At 48.9% G+C, this 16,193-nt stretch carries 18 protein-coding genes; 6 read left to right on the top strand and 12 right to left on the bottom strand.

Annotated features, from left to right (window positions below):
- Positions 1 to 153: 153 nt before the first annotated feature.
- Complete coding sequence (locus IX31_RS02240) at positions 154 to 369, top strand: HP1242/YdcH family protein (protein WP_034455537.1); 216 nt, start codon at positions 154 to 156, stop codon at positions 367 to 369.
- Positions 370 to 412: 43 nt separating this feature from the next.
- Here the strand turns inward: IX31_RS02240 and yqfB are convergent, their stop codons facing one another.
- Positions 413 to 727 (bottom strand): N(4)-acetylcytidine aminohydrolase, encoded by a 315-nt coding sequence (gene yqfB / locus IX31_RS02235; RefSeq protein WP_034455535.1) that lies wholly within the window; start codon positions 725 to 727, stop codon positions 413 to 415.
- 28 nt (positions 728 to 755) lie between these two features.
- Complete coding sequence (locus IX31_RS22150; protein WP_064554209.1) at positions 756 to 929, bottom strand: GhoT/OrtT family toxin; 174 nt, start codon at positions 927 to 929, stop codon at positions 756 to 758.
- A gap of 529 nt (positions 930 to 1,458) precedes the next feature.
- On the opposite strand from IX31_RS22150, the gene IX31_RS02230 reads away from it, so the two are divergent.
- The 3 genes from IX31_RS02230 (at position 1,459) to IX31_RS02220 (ending at position 4,713) form a co-directional block, all read left to right on the top strand.
- Complete coding sequence (locus IX31_RS02230; RefSeq protein WP_034455534.1) at positions 1,459 to 2,985, top strand: sensor domain-containing diguanylate cyclase; 1,527 nt, start codon at positions 1,459 to 1,461, stop codon at positions 2,983 to 2,985.
- Positions 2,986 to 3,245: 260 nt separating this feature from the next.
- Positions 3,246 to 3,572: a DUF3302 domain-containing protein gene (locus tag IX31_RS22145; protein ID WP_072009402.1), complete on the top strand. Its 327-nt coding sequence runs from the start codon at positions 3,246 to 3,248 to the stop codon at positions 3,570 to 3,572.
- 4 nt (positions 3,573 to 3,576) lie between these two features.
- Positions 3,577 to 4,713, top strand: coding sequence for an HlyD family secretion protein (locus IX31_RS02220; protein WP_034455532.1), 1,137 nt, complete (start codon positions 3,577 to 3,579; stop codon positions 4,711 to 4,713).
- A gap of 43 nt (positions 4,714 to 4,756) precedes the next feature.
- On the opposite strand, the gene patD is transcribed toward IX31_RS02220, so the two are convergent.
- Genes patD through ydcS form a run of 5 tightly spaced genes read right to left on the bottom strand, consistent with a single transcriptional unit; the run spans position 4,757 to position 10,127 of the window.
- The gene (gene patD, locus IX31_RS02215; RefSeq protein WP_034455531.1) at positions 4,757 to 6,181 is read right to left on the bottom strand and encodes an aminobutyraldehyde dehydrogenase; all 1,425 of its coding nucleotides are present in this window, start codon (positions 6,179 to 6,181) and stop codon (positions 4,757 to 4,759) included.
- 19 nt (positions 6,182 to 6,200) lie between these two features.
- Positions 6,201 to 7,007: an ABC transporter permease gene (locus IX31_RS02210; RefSeq protein ID WP_034455530.1), complete on the bottom strand. Its 807-nt coding sequence runs from the start codon at positions 7,005 to 7,007 to the stop codon at positions 6,201 to 6,203.
- Positions 6,997 to 7,935, bottom strand: a complete 939-nt coding sequence (locus IX31_RS02205; RefSeq protein ID WP_422110220.1) for an ABC transporter permease — start codon at positions 7,933 to 7,935, stop codon at positions 6,997 to 6,999. Before IX31_RS02205 ends, IX31_RS02210 begins: the two co-directional genes overlap by 11 nt.
- A gap of 7 nt (positions 7,936 to 7,942) precedes the next feature.
- On the bottom strand, positions 7,943 to 8,968 hold the full coding sequence (locus IX31_RS02200) for an ABC transporter ATP-binding protein (RefSeq protein ID WP_034455528.1): 1,026 nt from the start codon (positions 8,966 to 8,968) through the stop codon (positions 7,943 to 7,945).
- A 13-nt stretch (positions 8,969 to 8,981) separates the two neighbouring features.
- A complete protein-coding gene (ydcS, locus tag IX31_RS02195) occupies positions 8,982 to 10,127 on the bottom strand; it encodes a putative ABC transporter substrate-binding protein YdcS (RefSeq protein WP_034455527.1) in 1,146 nt (381 codons plus the stop codon).
- A 289-nt stretch (positions 10,128 to 10,416) separates the two neighbouring features.
- Here ydcS and IX31_RS02190 point away from each other — a divergent pair, with 289 nt between their 5' ends.
- On the top strand, positions 10,417 to 10,803 hold the full coding sequence (locus tag IX31_RS02190; RefSeq protein WP_034455526.1) for a VOC family protein: 387 nt from the start codon (positions 10,417 to 10,419) through the stop codon (positions 10,801 to 10,803).
- Between the two features lie 44 nt (positions 10,804 to 10,847).
- Positions 10,848 to 11,276: a TOBE domain-containing protein gene (locus IX31_RS02185; protein ID WP_034455525.1), complete on the top strand. Its 429-nt coding sequence runs from the start codon at positions 10,848 to 10,850 to the stop codon at positions 11,274 to 11,276.
- Between the two features lie 189 nt (positions 11,277 to 11,465).
- Here the strand turns inward: IX31_RS02185 and benD are convergent, their stop codons facing one another.
- From benD to catA, 5 genes are all read right to left on the bottom strand, one after another.
- On the bottom strand, positions 11,466 to 12,239 hold the full coding sequence (benD, locus tag IX31_RS02180) for a benzoate diol dehydrogenase BenD (RefSeq protein ID WP_034455524.1): 774 nt from the start codon (positions 12,237 to 12,239) through the stop codon (positions 11,466 to 11,468).
- 9 nt (positions 12,240 to 12,248) lie between these two features.
- Complete coding sequence (benC, locus tag IX31_RS02175; RefSeq protein WP_034455523.1) at positions 12,249 to 13,277, bottom strand: benzoate 1,2-dioxygenase electron transfer component BenC; 1,029 nt, start codon at positions 13,275 to 13,277, stop codon at positions 12,249 to 12,251.
- Between the two features lie 14 nt (positions 13,278 to 13,291).
- Positions 13,292 to 13,780, bottom strand: a complete 489-nt coding sequence (gene benB / locus IX31_RS02170) for a benzoate 1,2-dioxygenase small subunit (protein WP_034455522.1) — start codon at positions 13,778 to 13,780, stop codon at positions 13,292 to 13,294.
- Positions 13,777 to 15,162: a Rieske 2Fe-2S domain-containing protein gene (locus tag IX31_RS02165; protein WP_034455521.1), complete on the bottom strand. Its 1,386-nt coding sequence runs from the start codon at positions 15,160 to 15,162 to the stop codon at positions 13,777 to 13,779. Before IX31_RS02165 ends, benB begins: the two co-directional genes overlap by 4 nt.
- A gap of 88 nt (positions 15,163 to 15,250) precedes the next feature.
- On the bottom strand, positions 15,251 to 16,177 hold the full coding sequence (gene catA, locus IX31_RS02160) for a catechol 1,2-dioxygenase (protein ID WP_034455520.1): 927 nt from the start codon (positions 16,175 to 16,177) through the stop codon (positions 15,251 to 15,253).
- Positions 16,178 to 16,193: the final 16 nt, after the last annotated feature.

Below are 16,193 nucleotides of genomic sequence, written 5' to 3'. Positions count from 1 at the left end.
TTTAATCAATTTAATTAACTCGTCTCACGGGTCGCAAATTGACAAACCCTTACCAAGCGGGGCTTTCATTTGCTTTAAGTGGTGCCTACACTGAGGTTGGCAGCTACTGCCAGGTAAAACTCCATTCACCCACCAAAGTCCAGGAGGTTTGTAATGTTTCCTGAGTACCGTGAATTGATCAACGAACTAAAATCCGCGAACCCGCGCTTCCTCAGCTTGTATGACAAGCACAATCAACTCGACGATGAGATTTTACGCAGAGGGGGACCACAAGGGACGGGATACAATGAAAAGGTCGTGCAGATGAAAAAAGAGAAGCTGCGGCTAAAAGATGAGTTGTATCAGATGTTGAAGAAAGCCAGTCATTAAGTTCGTTGTCAGGAAGGGGAACCCCCCTTCCTGTTTTTGTACATCAGGCTTTGGTGACATGCGTAAAAACAATCGCGTAAAGTTCATTCAAGCCCGGATATATTTCAGCAATCACTTCCTTGAGCTCTGGCAGCGTCATATTTTCCTGCCGTGCATGCTCATCAGTCAGTTGGTCAAGAGCCACCGGCGTCACACTGACCACTTCAATAGTGCAAAAATAAACATCATCTTCATAACGCCCGACGCGCAGTTGTTGGCCCGGGGTAAAGTGTGATTCAGAGGCATCACGCAATGTAATCGTTTTGCGCCCGGCGACAATATCGTTCTCGAAACGCTGGAAAAAGGTTATGTCGTTCATGGAATTCCTGCTCGAAGTATGAAGGGTTTTAAAACAGAGAAAACATCAATGCGACTGGAAAGCTCATCGGCCAGGTCGCTCCCACCAGCACAGAGCTTAATAGTTTAATTCGTTTGGTATCGCGAGCCAAAAACCAGGTGACCAAAGCAGTGATTAACGACATTACAGCGTAAAAAATCAGCATATCTTGATAAAGAGTCATTTTTATAATGGGGAGTTTGAAAAAATTCCCGCAAAATATGCCCTTTTTTATGATGCAGATCAAGTTTTCACATTAACAGAGCAAATGGGTGTATGTGATTTTTAACCATCGCTTTAGCATTTATGCGGTCCAGTCTCATTTGGAAAGACAACTGCTCTCAAATTTCATAGCTTGCTTATAATACCTGGTCTCAATTTTATTATCGGAAGGATTGATAAAAATATTAACCTAATTACACTACCAAATATTCACAACATAAAAACAACTATTGGAAATGAAATTTCCATATACCCCTAAATGGTTAAGTGCCTCTAATGTATTTAGATTAAATAAAAAACATATTTATTGTATTTGTGCTCTTATCATTATGATGAATTTTCTTAGCGTTAGATTATCTAAACAATAGTGTTTCCTATAACTGTCGTAAAATTTAATTTTCTTGCTATTCGTTAAGGATATTATGATAATGAGTGTATACATCCGTACAAAATTTCTTCTACGCTATCTTGTATAAATAAGAATATTCATAATGTTAAAATTAACTTCTAGAAAAGCATTGATATTAACTGTTTTTGTTCTTATTGCTCCTTTTGTTCTAATTTCTACATATTCATTTTTCTACATTAAAGTAGGAGTGGAAAATAACTTTAACGAAACAATGTTTAGATTCACCAAAAATACTGCTTATGCCAGCATAGAAACTCCCGTAAGAAAAATTAATGCAAAACTTAATGCTATGGCTGGCATGATTAGCAAAGAAGATATTGCTCAATACATCTCTCCTGAGCACTCTGAACTAAATTCATTGCTACCTTCATTAATCATCTCTAATGAAATGTTTTCCAGTATACTGCTATCTGATAGCCAGGACCGTTACAGAGTTTACCCGCATAAAGAATATCAAGGATTTAAACCATCCGAACGTCCCTGGTTCCCGACAGATGGCGTTAAAAATACAATTTACTACTCTGATCCTTATGTTGGTGTCAGTAAGAGCCCCACTACCAATAAGCATGTGCTCGATGTCACGGTAAGCATGAATCTCTTTGATAGAAAATCGGATTTCGTTGGCAATATAGCTCTGGATCTGGATCTGAATGCATTAAGCAACATTCTGAAAGGCCTTACCGTCCCTTATAATGGTCGGTTTAAAGTTGCAGCAATGGATGGCTCAATCATTATGTACGCGAACACCAAAGAAATTTTCGCCCAAAAGATACCAGAATCTTGGTTGAAGGAGATAAAAGAGACATCAGGCTCATTTAACGATAACGAAAATAATCAAATTGTTTTTTATCAGACATACCAAAATCCCGACTGGGTTGCATTATCCACTGTCAGCTATGACAATTATAATAAATTACTAAACAATGCTTACCTTGCCTTAATCTACATTATTCTCGGCTGTTTAATTTGTTATCTCATTGTGGCTATAATTATCAGGATGTATTTTAAACAGTGGGTCGATGTGCTTTATCTCAGTATTAATGAAAATACACCTAATGAAACCCCTCGTAATTTGGAAAATCTTTGCAAGGGAATAGCCAAAAAAAATGAAACGCTGAAAGAAGCAGTTGAGGCAGCCACCACCGATCCGCTGACGAAAATTGGTTCACGCCGAAAATTTGACCAAGATGTGCTGAACCTGTTTCATTCTCGTGTTCCGTTCCATCTGGCAATGATCGACCTTGATAACTTTAAAAAGATTAATGACACATGGGGGCATCAAACCGGTGACTGTGTCCTGCAAAATGTGAGTAAAGCAGGCGTTGAGAGATTTGGTGGGAAACATGATATTTATCGGTTTGGCGGTGAAGAATTAGTCGCATTAATTTATGACTTACCATTCAATGAATGCTATGAACTTATTGATAGCTGGCGCTATACCGTGACAAAAAGAAAGTGGCGTGAACAAGGCATGTTGGTTTCGTTTAGCTGTGGAATTGCCAGTTCGATGGAGTGTAGCTCGATAGATGAATTGGTCGCCACGGCAGATAAATTGTTGTACCAGGCAAAAGAGTCAGGGAAAAATTGTATTTACCCGCCTATATCTTAAAAAATTCGAGCCGCATCGCAGCGGCAAGAGAGCGCATCCCGATGAGCTTACATAAGTAAGTGATTCGGGTAAGCGAACGCAGCCAATAAAGTAGTAACTTGAAGTTTTACCGCTCACTATGGGTCGGAAGGCGCAAGATGCTCCTCTTGCGCTCTCAAAATTGATCATTAATCAATATGGGTGAATTTTGCATACGTAATGACCTCTCGAACCCGATAACGACTATCTTTAATAAACAGTGTTATCCCATCGAGGTCATTATGTTCCTCAACTACTTCGCTCTCGGCGTCCTGATCGTTGTCTTCCTCATTATTTTCTACGGGATTATTATTCTCCATGATATCCCCTACCTGATAGCCAAAGCCCGCAACCACCCGCACGCCGATGCCATTCATGTCGCAGGCTGGGTCAGCTTGTTTACACTCCATGTTATATGGCCGTTCTTATGGATCTGGGCAACGCTCTACCGCCCTGAACGGGGCTGGGGTATGCAACAAAATGCCGACGCAACACTGGCTTCGTTACAGCAACGCGTAAGCGAACTGGAACAGAAACTGGATAACAACAAAATAACTCCATCGGAGTAATATCATGGATCTGCTCATTATTCTGACATATGTGGCATTTGCGTGGGCCGTATTTAAGATTTTTAAAATACCGGTAAATAAATGGACAGTGCCAACCGCTGCTTTGGGCGGAGTATTTTTAATTGGCGCACTTATTTTATTAATGAACTACAACCATCCTTATACTTATTTAGCGCAAAAAGCGGTTATTTCTATTCCTCTTACTCCACAAGTAACGGGAATTGTCAGTGAAGTTACCGATAAACAAAACATGATGATTAAAAAAGGTGAAGTGCTATTTAAAATAGACCCTACGCGCTACCAGGCTCGTGTCGACAGGCTGCAAGCTGATTTAATGACGGCAATTCACAGCACGCAATCACTCAAATCACAACTTGATGCCGCCGTGGCCAACACAACTCGCGTCACCGCCGAACGCGACAGACTATATAAAGATTACCAACGTTACCTTCAGGGCAGCAAAGCGCGAGTAAACCCCTTCTCTGAAAGTGATATTGATAACGCGCGACAGAACTTTCTTGCGCAAGATGCCCTGGTAAAAGGGTCGGTTGCCGAGCAATCACAGATCAAAAGCCAGTTAGACAGCATGGTGAATGGCGAGCAATCACAGATTGTCAGCCTGCGCGCACAGCTTGCCGAAGCCAAATATAATCTCAACCAAACCGTTATTCGTGCGCCCAGCGATGGTTATGTCACGCAAGTTCTGATTCGCCCGGGAACCTATGCCGCTGCACTGCCGTTACGCCCGGTGATGGTGTTTATTCCGCAACAAAAACGCCAGATTATCGCCCAGTTCCGGCAGAACTCTTTGTTACGTCTGGAAGCGGGTGACGAAGCCGAAGTGGTTTTCAATGCGCTACCAGGGCAGGTTTTCCAGGGTAAGCTGACCACGGTTTTGCCCGTTGTTCCTGGCGGTTCTTATCAGGCCCAGGGTACGTTGCAATCTCTGACTTTGACTCCAGGAAGTGACGGTGTATTAGCAGTGATTGAACTCGCACCCGATGCGCAAGTGGATGCCTTACCCGATGGGATCTTTGCCCAGGTGGCCGTCTATTCTGACCACTTTACCCATGTGTCTGTGATGCGTAAGGTGTTATTGCGGATGACCAGTTGGATGCACTATTTATATCTGGATCATTAAGTTGCAAAAACTCACCACCTCTTTGGGAGGTGGTGAGATAACGCTAGTGCTTAATCATTACATGACGAATGACGGTGTAATCCTCAAGCCCGAATAACGACATGTCTTTGCCATAACCCGAGAGTTTTTGTCCACCGTGCGGCATTTCGCTGACCAGCATGAAATGGGTATTCACCCATGTACAGCCGTACTGCAAACGAGCACTCAGGCGATGTGCGCGGCCGACATCTTGTGTCCAGACTGAAGACGCCAGCCCGTAGCTGGAGTCGTTCGCCCAGCCAAGCACCTGCTCTTCATCATCAAAGGTCGTGATGCTAACCACCGGGCCAAACACCTCTTTTTGCACGATGTCATCTTCCTGCTTTGCACCCGCAAGTAGCGTTGGCTGGAAGTAATATCCCGGCCCTTCTACTTTCGCCCCGCCCGTCACCACTTTGACGTGTGGGAGTGCTTTAGCAGCATTCACCGCATTGCTTACCCGCTCAAGATGAGCGGCAGAACTTAGCGGCCCGAGTTCTGTGGATTCATCGTCTGGCGCACCATATTTCAGGCTGCTGACCGCATCCCCCAGTTTTTCCACCAGTTTGTCGTAAATGCCCTTTTGGGCGTAAATTCGGCACGCCGCGGTACAGTCTTGCCCGGCGTTGTAATATCCGAATGTGCGCACACCTTCGACGACCGCATCTAAATCCGCATCATCAAAAACAATCACTGGCGCTTTGCCGCCCAGTTCCATATGGGTACGCTTAATCGAAGGTGCGGTATGGCTGATGATATGCTCACCAGTGGCAATCGATCCGGTTAAAGAAACCATGCGCACTTTCGGATGACCGGTCAGCACATCACCTACTGTTTGCCCGCGCCCGAACAGCACATTCAGTACGCCTGCCGGGAAAATATCTTTTGCTAGCTCAGCGAGTTTAAACGCGGTAAGCGGAGTGATTTCGGAGGGTTTGATCACTACACAGTTACCCGCAGCGAGTGCCGGGCCTAGTTTCCATGCTGCCATCATCAGTGGGTAGTTCCATGGTGCGATAGACGCCACCACGCCCACAGGGTCACGGCGAACCATCGACGTATGACCACTGAGATATTCCCCTGCGGCTAGCCCGTTCAGACAGCGACTTGCACCAGCAAAGAAGCGGAACACATCCACCACCGCAGGAATTTCGTCGTTCAACACACAGTGATAAGGTTTACCGCAGTTTTGCGATTCCAGACGGGCAAATACTTCGCCATTTTGCTCAATAACATCCGCCAGTTTTAGCAGATGTTCCGCACGTTCTTTTGGGGTGGTTTGCCCCCAGGTAGCAAAAGCAATATCTGCAGCCAGTACCGCATCGTTTACCTGATTCGCAGTGGCTTCCGCGATCTCCAGCAGAACCTCTCCCGTTGCCGGGTTGTACACCGGCAACTTTTCCCCAAGGCCTTGCACTAACTGGCCGTTTATTAATAGCTGGCTTTGCATAGTGATACCCTTTTCAACATTATTTACCGCTGCCCGCGACATCATCTCCACCGCGACTCAGCCAGTACGCCCCTAAAATCGGTATGGTTGTCATCAACATCACCATTAGCGCCACCACATTCGTGACCGGCACTTCGCGCGGGCGTCCCAATTGATTGAGCAGCCACAGTGGCAATGTGCGTTCATGCCCGGCGGTAAAGGTCGTGACAATAATTTCATCAAACGACAGCGCAAACGCCAGCATGCCTCCGGCGAGCAATGCAGACCCCAGGTTAGGCAAAATGACATAGCGGAAGGTCTGCCAGCCGTCGGCACCCAGATCCATCGACGCCTCAATCAAGCTATAAGAGGTGCGTCGGAAACGAGCGATGACGTTGTTAAACACAATAACGACACAAAACGTTGCATGCCCCACCACAATGGTGAAAAAGCCCGGTTCAAAATTCATCATTTTGAAGGCGGTTAGCAGTGCAAGGCCCGTGATAATTCCCGGCAAAGCGATTGGCAACAACAGCAATAAGGAGATGGCATTTTTGCCAAAAAACTCTCGCCGCCAGAGTGCAGCGGCAGCGAGTGTGCCCAGGATCAACGCAAGTATAGTTGCCAGCGCGGCAATTTTGAGTGACAACGTCACGGCATCAAGGATGTCACTGCGCGATGCCGCCACGCTGAACCAGTGGAGCGTCAGTCCTTTTGGTGGAAAGCTAAATGCCGCCTCTTCGGTGTTAAACGCATAAAGCGCGATGATCAACAGCGGGAAATGCAGAAAAATCACCCCGCCCCAGGCAGCAATTTTTAGCAGTAACGGTGCGCGTTCAGAGTGCATCGAAGGCCCCCAGTCGTTTCACCAGTGAAAGATAAATGGCGATCAGTACAATCGGCACCAGCGTAAATGCCGCCGCCATCGGCATATTGCCTATCGCGCCCTGCTGGGAATAGACCATGTTGCCGATGAAATACCCCGGTGGCCCCACCAACTGCGGCACAATAAAGTCACCCAGCGTCAGTGAAAACGTGAATACCGAACCGGCCGCTACACCAGGAATGGCCAGGGGCAAAATCACATGGCGGAAGGTTTGAGTTGGGCGTGCGCCCAAATCAGCCGATGCCTGTAACAATGAAGGCGGTAAGCGCTCAAGCGCTGCCTGAATCGGCAGGATCATAAATGGCAGCCAGATGTAGAGAAATACCAGGAAACGCCCAAAACCGGATGTAGAGAGCGTATTGCCACCTACCGCCGGAATGGTCAGCATCAGGTTTAATAGTGGTTCCAGCCCCATGTGTTCAAGAAACCATTGCGCTACGCCATCACGAGAAAGTAACAGTGTCCAGGCATAAGCCTTAACGATGTAACTGGCCCACATTGGCAGCATCACGGCAATATAGAAAAACGCCTTCAGTTTGCCGCTGGTATAGCGCGCCATAAAGTAGGCCATCGGAAACGCCAGCACTGCACTGGCGAGCGTCACCGCAATGGCCATCGTCAATGTGCGCAGAATAATGTCGTAATTAGCGGGGTTAAACAGGGCTGCAATGTTGGCAAATGTCAGATCGGGCGTGACCGACATGGTGAAGTCATCAAAGGTATAAAACCCCTGCCATAGCAGTGTGAGTAATGAACCAAGATAAACAACGCCGAACCATAACAGCGGTGGCAGCAGCAGTAAGGCCAACCAGAATCCTGGGCGCTGCCACAAAAAAGTAGAAATGCGCCGCATCAGGCGGTTGTCAGGGTGCGATGTGGGGAGACTCATATCCATTTCATCCTTCCCCCAGCAGCGGGACCATCGCCGCTCGAGGCCAGACAGCGGTTACCTGCTGACCAATTTGATAGCGCTCTTCGCTGACGATACGTTGCGGGTTCGCTTCACTGACCAGCAGTTTCTCACCGTCGGCAAGGCGCAGTTCGAGGCGCGTCGCCGCCCCCTGATAGTGGATCTCCTGAATCATACCGCTAACACTGATTCCGCCGCTCTGGCCGGAATGATCGTTGAGAACAATATGCTCAGGGCGCAGGGAAAATAGGCCCTCCTCACCACACACTTTCCCGGCAAGAGCGGGTTGCAACACGTTTGATGTACCGACAAAACTGGCTACAAAAGCTGTGCGCGGCTGCATATACAACTGGCGCGGTGTATCGACCTGTTCAATGCGTCCGTTGTTAAAAACCGCCACGCGGTCGGACATCGACAGCGCTTCACTTTGGTCGTGGGTGACAAAAATAAAAGTGATGCCCAGTTCACGCTGGAGTTTCTTTAGCTCGCCCTGCATCTGTTCACGCAGTTTAAGATCCAGTGCCCCCAGCGGCTCATCCAGTAACAACACTCGCGGACGATTCACTAACGCTCGTGCCAGTGCCACACGCTGACGTTGACCGCCGGAAAGCTGTGAGGGTTTACGAGCGTGAACAAAGCCAAGCGCCACGCGTTCCAGAGCTTCTTGTGCTTTGGCAAGTCGCGTTTTTTTATCAACACCTTTCACCATCAGTCCATAAGCGACGTTTTCCAGCACCGTCATATGGGGGAATAATGCGTAATCCTGGAAGACGGTATTCACATCGCGTTGATAAGGCGGCACGTCTTGTGCCGGTTTGCCAAAAATCGCGATCTCGCCTGAAGTCACCTGCTCAAAACCGGCAATCAGCCTTAAACAGGTGGTTTTGCCCGAGCCAGAAGGCCCGAGCATAGAGAAAAACTCCCCGTCATCAATATCAATTGAGACGTTATCGACTGCTCGCACATCACCATAAAGGCGCGAGACGTTTCTGAACTGCACAGCGTACGACATAACTCCTCCAGGCTTAGCGGCCACCCATAATGGCGATATAATCCTGGGTCCAGCGACTGTACGGCACGAATTTACCGCCTTCAGCGATCGGAGTTTTCCAGAACACAATTTTATCGAAGTAGTTATAACCGTTGGTTTCGCAGCCTTTGTCGCCCAGAAGCGTACTGGCTTTACAACCTTCAGCCACCGCTGGCAGTGAACCAAACCATGCAGCAACGTCACCCTGCACTTTCGGAGTCAGCGAGTGGTTCATCCATTTGTAGGCACAGTTCATATGTTTTGCATCAGCATGCAGCATGGTGGTATCCGCCCACCCGGTGACGCCTTCTTTCGGGAATACGGTAGCAATCGGCTGGCCTTCTCCTTTCAGGGCGTTTGCCTGATACGGCCAGGCGCTTGAAGCAACCACACCTTCATTTTTGAAGTCACTCATCTGCACGGTCGTGTCGTGCCAGTAGCGGTGAATCAACCCATGTTGATCACGCAGTACTTTTAGCACTGCGGCATATTGTTCTTCGGTCAGCTGGTATGGGTCGGTAATACCCAGTTGCGGTTGTGTGGCTTTGACAAACAGCGCGGCATCGGCAATGTAAATCGGTCCGTCGTACGCCTGCACGCGGCCCTGGTTGGTTTTGCCGTCAGGTAAATCTTGTTTGACGAACACCACGCCCCAGCTGTCAGGTGGTGTCGGGAAGGTTTTGGTGTTGTACATCAGCAGGTTCGGCCCCCACTGATACGGCGTGCCGTAAACTTTATCGTCCACGTTAAACCACGATCCTTTCACCAGACGCGGATCGACGTTTTTCCAGTTTGGGATGAGTGCCGTGTTAATCGGCTGTACGCGTTTGCCCATAATCAGGCGTAGAGATGCATCGCCTGACGCGGTAACCAGGTCATAACCGCCCTTCGCCATTAAACTGACCATTTCGTCTGAGGTGGCGGCCGTTTTCACGTTCACCTTACAACCGGTCTCTTTTTCGAAATCCGTCACCCAGTTGTACGCTTTATCGGTATCACCGCGTTCGATATAACCCGGCCAGGCGATAATATCGAGCTGCCCTTCACCGGGGCCAATTTTGTCTGGAAGCCCTGCCGCCTGTGCAGAAAGCACGGTCAAACAGAGGGTGGATAAAGTCCATATAGCCTGTTTTGTACGCATTGCTGCTTCTCCTGTCGGAAAGATAAAGGCGGCACCTGATTGGGTTTAGTGCCGAAAGAGCAAAAAAATCCCCGTACAAAAACAATAGTCTGCGCCAATATAGCCAGCATGCTGGCTTGGGGAAATTTCACCAGGATGTGATATAGGGCGCAGTAAAGTGCACCGCAGAAATTTTCCCCGAGGTAAGATAACTGGATGATTTTTAAAGTGTAGATAGATGTAAGCGAGACGGTGACTCCGCGCTACCGTTTTTCTCAATTATCGAAATTTCATATGGATGGAGATGAAAATGCAGGTTGCTCATATCGCTGTGTGGACCAATAACCTTGAAGATGCTTGCGCATTCTGGCGTCAACACTTCAACGCACAAATTGGTGAGGCATACCATTCGAAGCGCCGCGAAGGGTTTATCTCCCATTTTGTGACGCTGGAAAATGGCCCCGCGCTGGAATTGATGACATTACCAGGGCTGGTGGCGAAACCGCCACGTGAAGATAACCGCACCGGCTGGGCACATATTGCCATTAGCTTGGGGTCTGTTGAAGCGGTCGATAAGCTGGTTGCAAGTCTTAAACCACTGGGGGCTTTGGTTCACGAAGCTCGATGGACGGGTGATGGTTTCTACGAGGCGGTGATAGCCGACCCGGATGGCAATCTGATTGAGATAACGTCTTGATGCTCTATGCTTAGTGCATCTGTTAATCATTAAAAGGAGAAAAAATGACTATTTCCGCACGTAACCAACTCACCGGCACGGTGAGCCATATTGCTGATGGCGCGGTGAATGACGAAGTTGAACTGACGCTTAACAGTGGCGGTAAGCTGGTGGCGGTTGTGACGCGCTCCAGCAAAGAAGCGTTAGGGTTAAAACCGGGTAAAGAAGCCATCGCGCTGATTAAAGCTCCTTGGGTCATGTTGGCCACCGAAGATTGCGGTTTACAGTTTTCGGCCCGCAATCAATTCCCAGGGAAAGTACACTCCCTTGCGCGCGGTGCGGTGAACACCACAGTAAGTATTGCCACTGATGGCGGCGCTGAATTAACTGCGATTGTGACCAACGAAGCCGCCGATGACATGGCGCTGAAAGACGGCAGCCGTTTGATCGCCTTAGTCAAAGCCTCATCCGTGCTGCTGGCAGTGAAAAAGTAATAAACCAGGGCCGATACCGGCCCTGCCAGATTGCGGACAAAGAGTGATGAACGGGTTTTGTAGGGTGGATAAGCGTTAGCGTCATCCACCGTTTTCGCCCGTTTTGTCGGATGACGCTGCGCTTATCCGACCTACGACAGGTTTGTCATTAGTCTCCCTGGGCCGGGAACGGCCCTGCATTTCATGCTCTTATCCCAAATCCCCACCGCCTACCGGAAGAATAGTCCCGGTGATATAGCTTGCCTCGTCACTTGCCAGAAATAAAATGGCATTAGCCTGCTCAGCGAGCGTGCCATAACGATGCATCAGGCTGCTCTCTTTGGTTTGATCGACCACCTGCTGATACCACTCCTGTTCCTGCGGGCCTGGCTGCTCCTGGTTACGAGGTGTCAGGCGCGCAGGCGCGTCGGTACCGCCCGGTGCCGTGGCATTAATACGGATGCCACTTCCCGTGTACTCCATCGCCAACGATTGTGTTAACGCATTTACCCCACCTTTGGCGGCAGAATATGGCACACGGTTAACCCCACGCGTAGCCACAGAAGAAACATTCACAATCGCGCCGCGTTGTTGGGTGAGCATGTAAGGCAAAACGGCGCGGCATCCCCACAACGTGGGAAATAACGAGCGTCGGATTTCCGCTTCAATTTGCTCCGCCTGATACTCAGCAAAAGGGCGAGCCCAAATAGTCCCGCCGACGTTATTAACCAGCACGTCAATCACACCAAAATACAAATGAGCCTCACTCATGGCCTGTTCAGTGCTTTGCCATTGTTCAAGGTCGGCCTCAATAGCCAACACATCTCCACCTTGTTGACGCAAGTTGTGCGCAAGTTCGTGAACGTAGCGAGCACGGTCAATCAGCACCAGTCGCGCCCCTTCTTTAACGGCTTGTTCAGCAACCTGGCGGCCAATGCCCTGAGCCGCTCCGGTAATCACCATCACTTTGTTATGAAATCGCATTATGGCTCCTTAGGCTGCCGCGTTATCCGGTGCATTCTGGCTGGGCGTGAATTTTTCGTAATGGAAATTCGCCGGAGTGATTTGACGCTCACGGAAGCTGCGTAAAACCGCATCGACCATTGGAGGTGGGCCGCACAGATACACATCCACCTCCCCCTGGTTAAGCAACTCCTCACTGAAGTGATCGGTGACATAGCCTTTTTGTGGGTAGGTGGAAGCTTCATCGGTCACTACCGGTAGCCAGGTCAAATTTGGCAAACGAGCGGCCAGTTCGTTAAGCGCCTCAACCATCACCAGGTCGGTATCTTTCGTCACACCATAAAGCAGTGTAATCGGCTGTTCAGCGGGCGTTTTCGCCAATTGCCTGAGCATGGCGAGAAATGGAGCCAACCCCGTACCACCGGCCAACATCAAAATAGGTCGTAACGCCGGGCGCAGATAAAAACTGCCCATTGGACCTGTGAGCGTTAATACATCTCCGGCTTTCGCATGCTGCCCAAGCCAGGTACTCATCATGCCGCCGGGAACATTACGAATGAGAAAACTGGCCTGCGTATCACCGGGTAGTGAACTAAATGAATAGGCGCGCACCTGCGTCCCACCGGGGATCTGGATATTGACGTACTGCCCCGGCAGGAAATCGACTCCCTTATCCAGGGCGATGACCAGCTCTATCGCGCTGGGCGTCAGTGCTTCACTGCGTATTACCGTCCCCTCGAAACTGCCGATACCTGTTTTGCAGGCAGCTGCGGGCACTGGCACATCAATCACACAATCAGAATCAGGCACCATCTGACAGGTTAGAACCAATCGCTGTTGTGCTTCATCTTCGGAGAGCGCGTCTTCAAGAAAATCGTCACCGAGATTGTACTCTCCGCTCGCACAGTGGCATTTACAGGTGCCACATACACCATCAGAGCAATCCATCGGTAAATTCACTTTCTGGCGATAGGCCGCATCCAGCACCTTTTCGCCCACATTGCAGGAAATAAAACGCGTGACCCCATCTTCAAAGTTGAGGGCGATGTTAAAGCTCATGGCATTACCTCTTCTCAGACGTGATAGATGTCGATCACCTGGCGAATGTAATCGCTATTCAGGTGAATGGTTTTGCGTGTGATTTGCGGACGACTTTCGCTCAAATCCAGGGTGCAATATGTGGTGCCAAAGAAATAACCGCTCTGCTGATAGCGGTGGCTATGAGTCACCCAGTTGTAGCGCACATCTACGCTGTTACCGTTTTGGCTAACAATGGCGATATTTGACAGCATATGCGTAGTCCGTGGCTCGGGTGTACTGGCACCGGAGCGCTCCGTTTTAATGCGATATACCCGGTCTTCCAGCCCCTGGCGGTTTGGGTAAAAAATCAGTGAAATCTGGCTATAGGGATCGGTGGTGAGTTGATCGTCATCACCCCAGGCTGGCATCCAGTACACCACTTTCGGGCTGTAGCAGCTTATCCATTCATCCCACTGACGGTCGTCTAACAGACTCGCTTCATAATAGAGAAACTGGCTGATGGCGTTGATATCCAGGCTCATGGCATCACCTCCACGCGTTGGGTAATGGAGGCGTCGTAACTGCGTTGCTCTTTTTCAATTGCGGCCAACATGGTTTGTTGCCAGTGATGGTGGTGCGCGATATACAACGCTTCGTCTTCGGAACGTATGCCGCTCATTTGCGGCATAAAACCTGCTTTCTGGGCATGTTCATCAGGTCCATAAACCCAATGTTGCGCCCCACGGCTCAGATCGCTCCACTCCAGATTTTGCCCCAGATAACCGTTCTGGCAGGCGCGGAACTCTTCCAAATCATCCGGTGTGCCCATCCCACTGACATTAAAGAAATCTTCGTATTGGCGAATACGTGTGGCACGAGTTTCAGGGGCTTCCCCTTTAGGCGCAAAACAATAGATGGTCACTTCGGTTTTATCCACCGCCAGAGGGCGGATGACACGGATCTGCGTGGAGAACTGATCCATCAGGTAAACATTGGGATACAGGCATAGATTGCGCGTTTCATTCACCATTTGGTCGGCTCGTAACTCACCAAACTGGGCAGTCAGACGGTCACGCTCGGCAAATACCGGACGTACCTGCGGGTTAAGTGCCCGCGTCCAGAGCAGCATGTGTCCGTGTTCAAAACCGTAGCCACCGCCAATGCTTTTCGACCAGCCATTGGCGTCTACCGCCTGCGTCCCCTCTTCTTCATAATTGCGGCGCGACATGGTCGAGGCGTAATTCCAGTGGACGACACTGACGTGATAGCCATCGGCGCCATTTTCAGCACCCAGTTTCCAGTTACCCTCGTAAATGTAACTCGATGCGCCTTGCAGAACTTCGAGTCCATCAGGTGCCTGATCGACTATCAGATCGATGATTTTTAGCGTTTCACCGAGATAATCATTAAGCGGCATCACATCTTCTGAAAGGCTGCCAAACAGGAACCCGCGGTATGACTCAAAGCGCGGGAGCTTTTTAAGGTCGTGGGAACCGTGTTGTTTAAAGTTTTCAGGATATCCACCCACGCTTTCATCTTTGGCTTTTAGTAATTTACCGTTATTGCTAAACGTCCAACCGTGGAATGGGCAGGTAAATGAGCTTTTATTACCTGCTTTACGGCGGCATAACATGGCACCACGGTGTGCACAGCTATTAATTAAACCGTGTAATTCACTCTTTTTATCACGCGTAATAATGACAGGTTGCCTGCCAAGCGTTAACGTAAAATAATCACCTGGTTCAGGGATTTGGCTTTCGTGTGCCAGATAGACCCATCCCCCTTCAAATATATGTTTCATTTCGAGCTCAAAAAGCTGCTCATCAATAAAAATATTCCTGTTGTAGCGATAAATATCATTTTCACGATCAACAATTAACGCACTGCCGATTTTTTTCTTTAATAAATCCAGTTTGTTTTGCATAGCTTAATCTCCCGTTGGGGATCTTTTATTTCGCGATGTAATGTATGGCCTGAGGTGAAAGCGGTGCCAGCTTATGCTGGCACTCTTATTATTCTTTGGCGCGCAGGCGAGTGATGCGGGACTCTTCTTCTGGTGAATGAGAAACGCAAAGCGTGAAGTCAAAATTCACTTCGGTATGCGGGCCATTCAAGCCTCGCGTTTTAATGGTCTGCGCATCGTTCACTTCTACCGGATCGGCAATTAATCCGTTACGGGTTGCAAAGGCAAAATCATCCCACAGATATTTATCACCACTGAGATTGATCTGGCTGGTGAGATGTTTATGACCTGGAGCGGAAACAAAGAAATGAATATGCGCGGGGCGATTTCCGTGACGTCCTAAACCATTCAATAGGTGCTGTGTCGGACCATTCGGTGGGCAACCGTAGCCTGACGGTACAATACTTTGCACACTGTAACGCCCATCACTACCGGTTTTAATGCGGCGACGCAGATTGTATTCGCTCTGGCTTTGGTCGAAGAAGGAGTAGTTACCCAGCGTATTGGCGTGCCAGATATCAACCACAGCATTTGCCACCGGGTTGCCTTTCGTGTCACGCACAGTTCCGAACAGCCACATGGTTTTACCCTGGTCCTTCCCATCATCCATACGATCATGGCCCTGAGAAAGTGGCGCATTAGCAACATACAGCGGCCCTTCAATGGTACGTGGTGTGCCGGTTTCAATCTCAGCTGCGGCATCCAGAGCATCCTGACGTAAATCCAGGTAGTGCTCAATGCCAAGGCCTGCGGCTAATAATGCCGCCTCTTTGCTGCCACCCAACTCGTGCAGGTAATTAACTGCGTGCCAGAACTCTTCTTCGGTAACATTATAATCATCAATCAACGCACAGATATTTTCTAACATGCGATGGATAATGTTTTTAAAACGCTCATCGCCCTCCGAATTATTTAAACCGGCGCTCTCTCTTAATAATGCTTGCACTTCTGGTTGGTTAATGAAGTTCTTTGTCATAATAATTGTCTCATTG

Source organism: Buttiauxella noackiae (assembly GCF_000737905.1).
In the GTDB taxonomy this organism is placed as follows: Bacteria; Pseudomonadota; Gammaproteobacteria; order Enterobacterales; family Enterobacteriaceae; genus Buttiauxella; species Buttiauxella noackiae.
The sequence above is the reverse complement of the archived record's forward strand: the minus strand, read 5'-3'. Positions and strand labels throughout refer to the sequence as shown.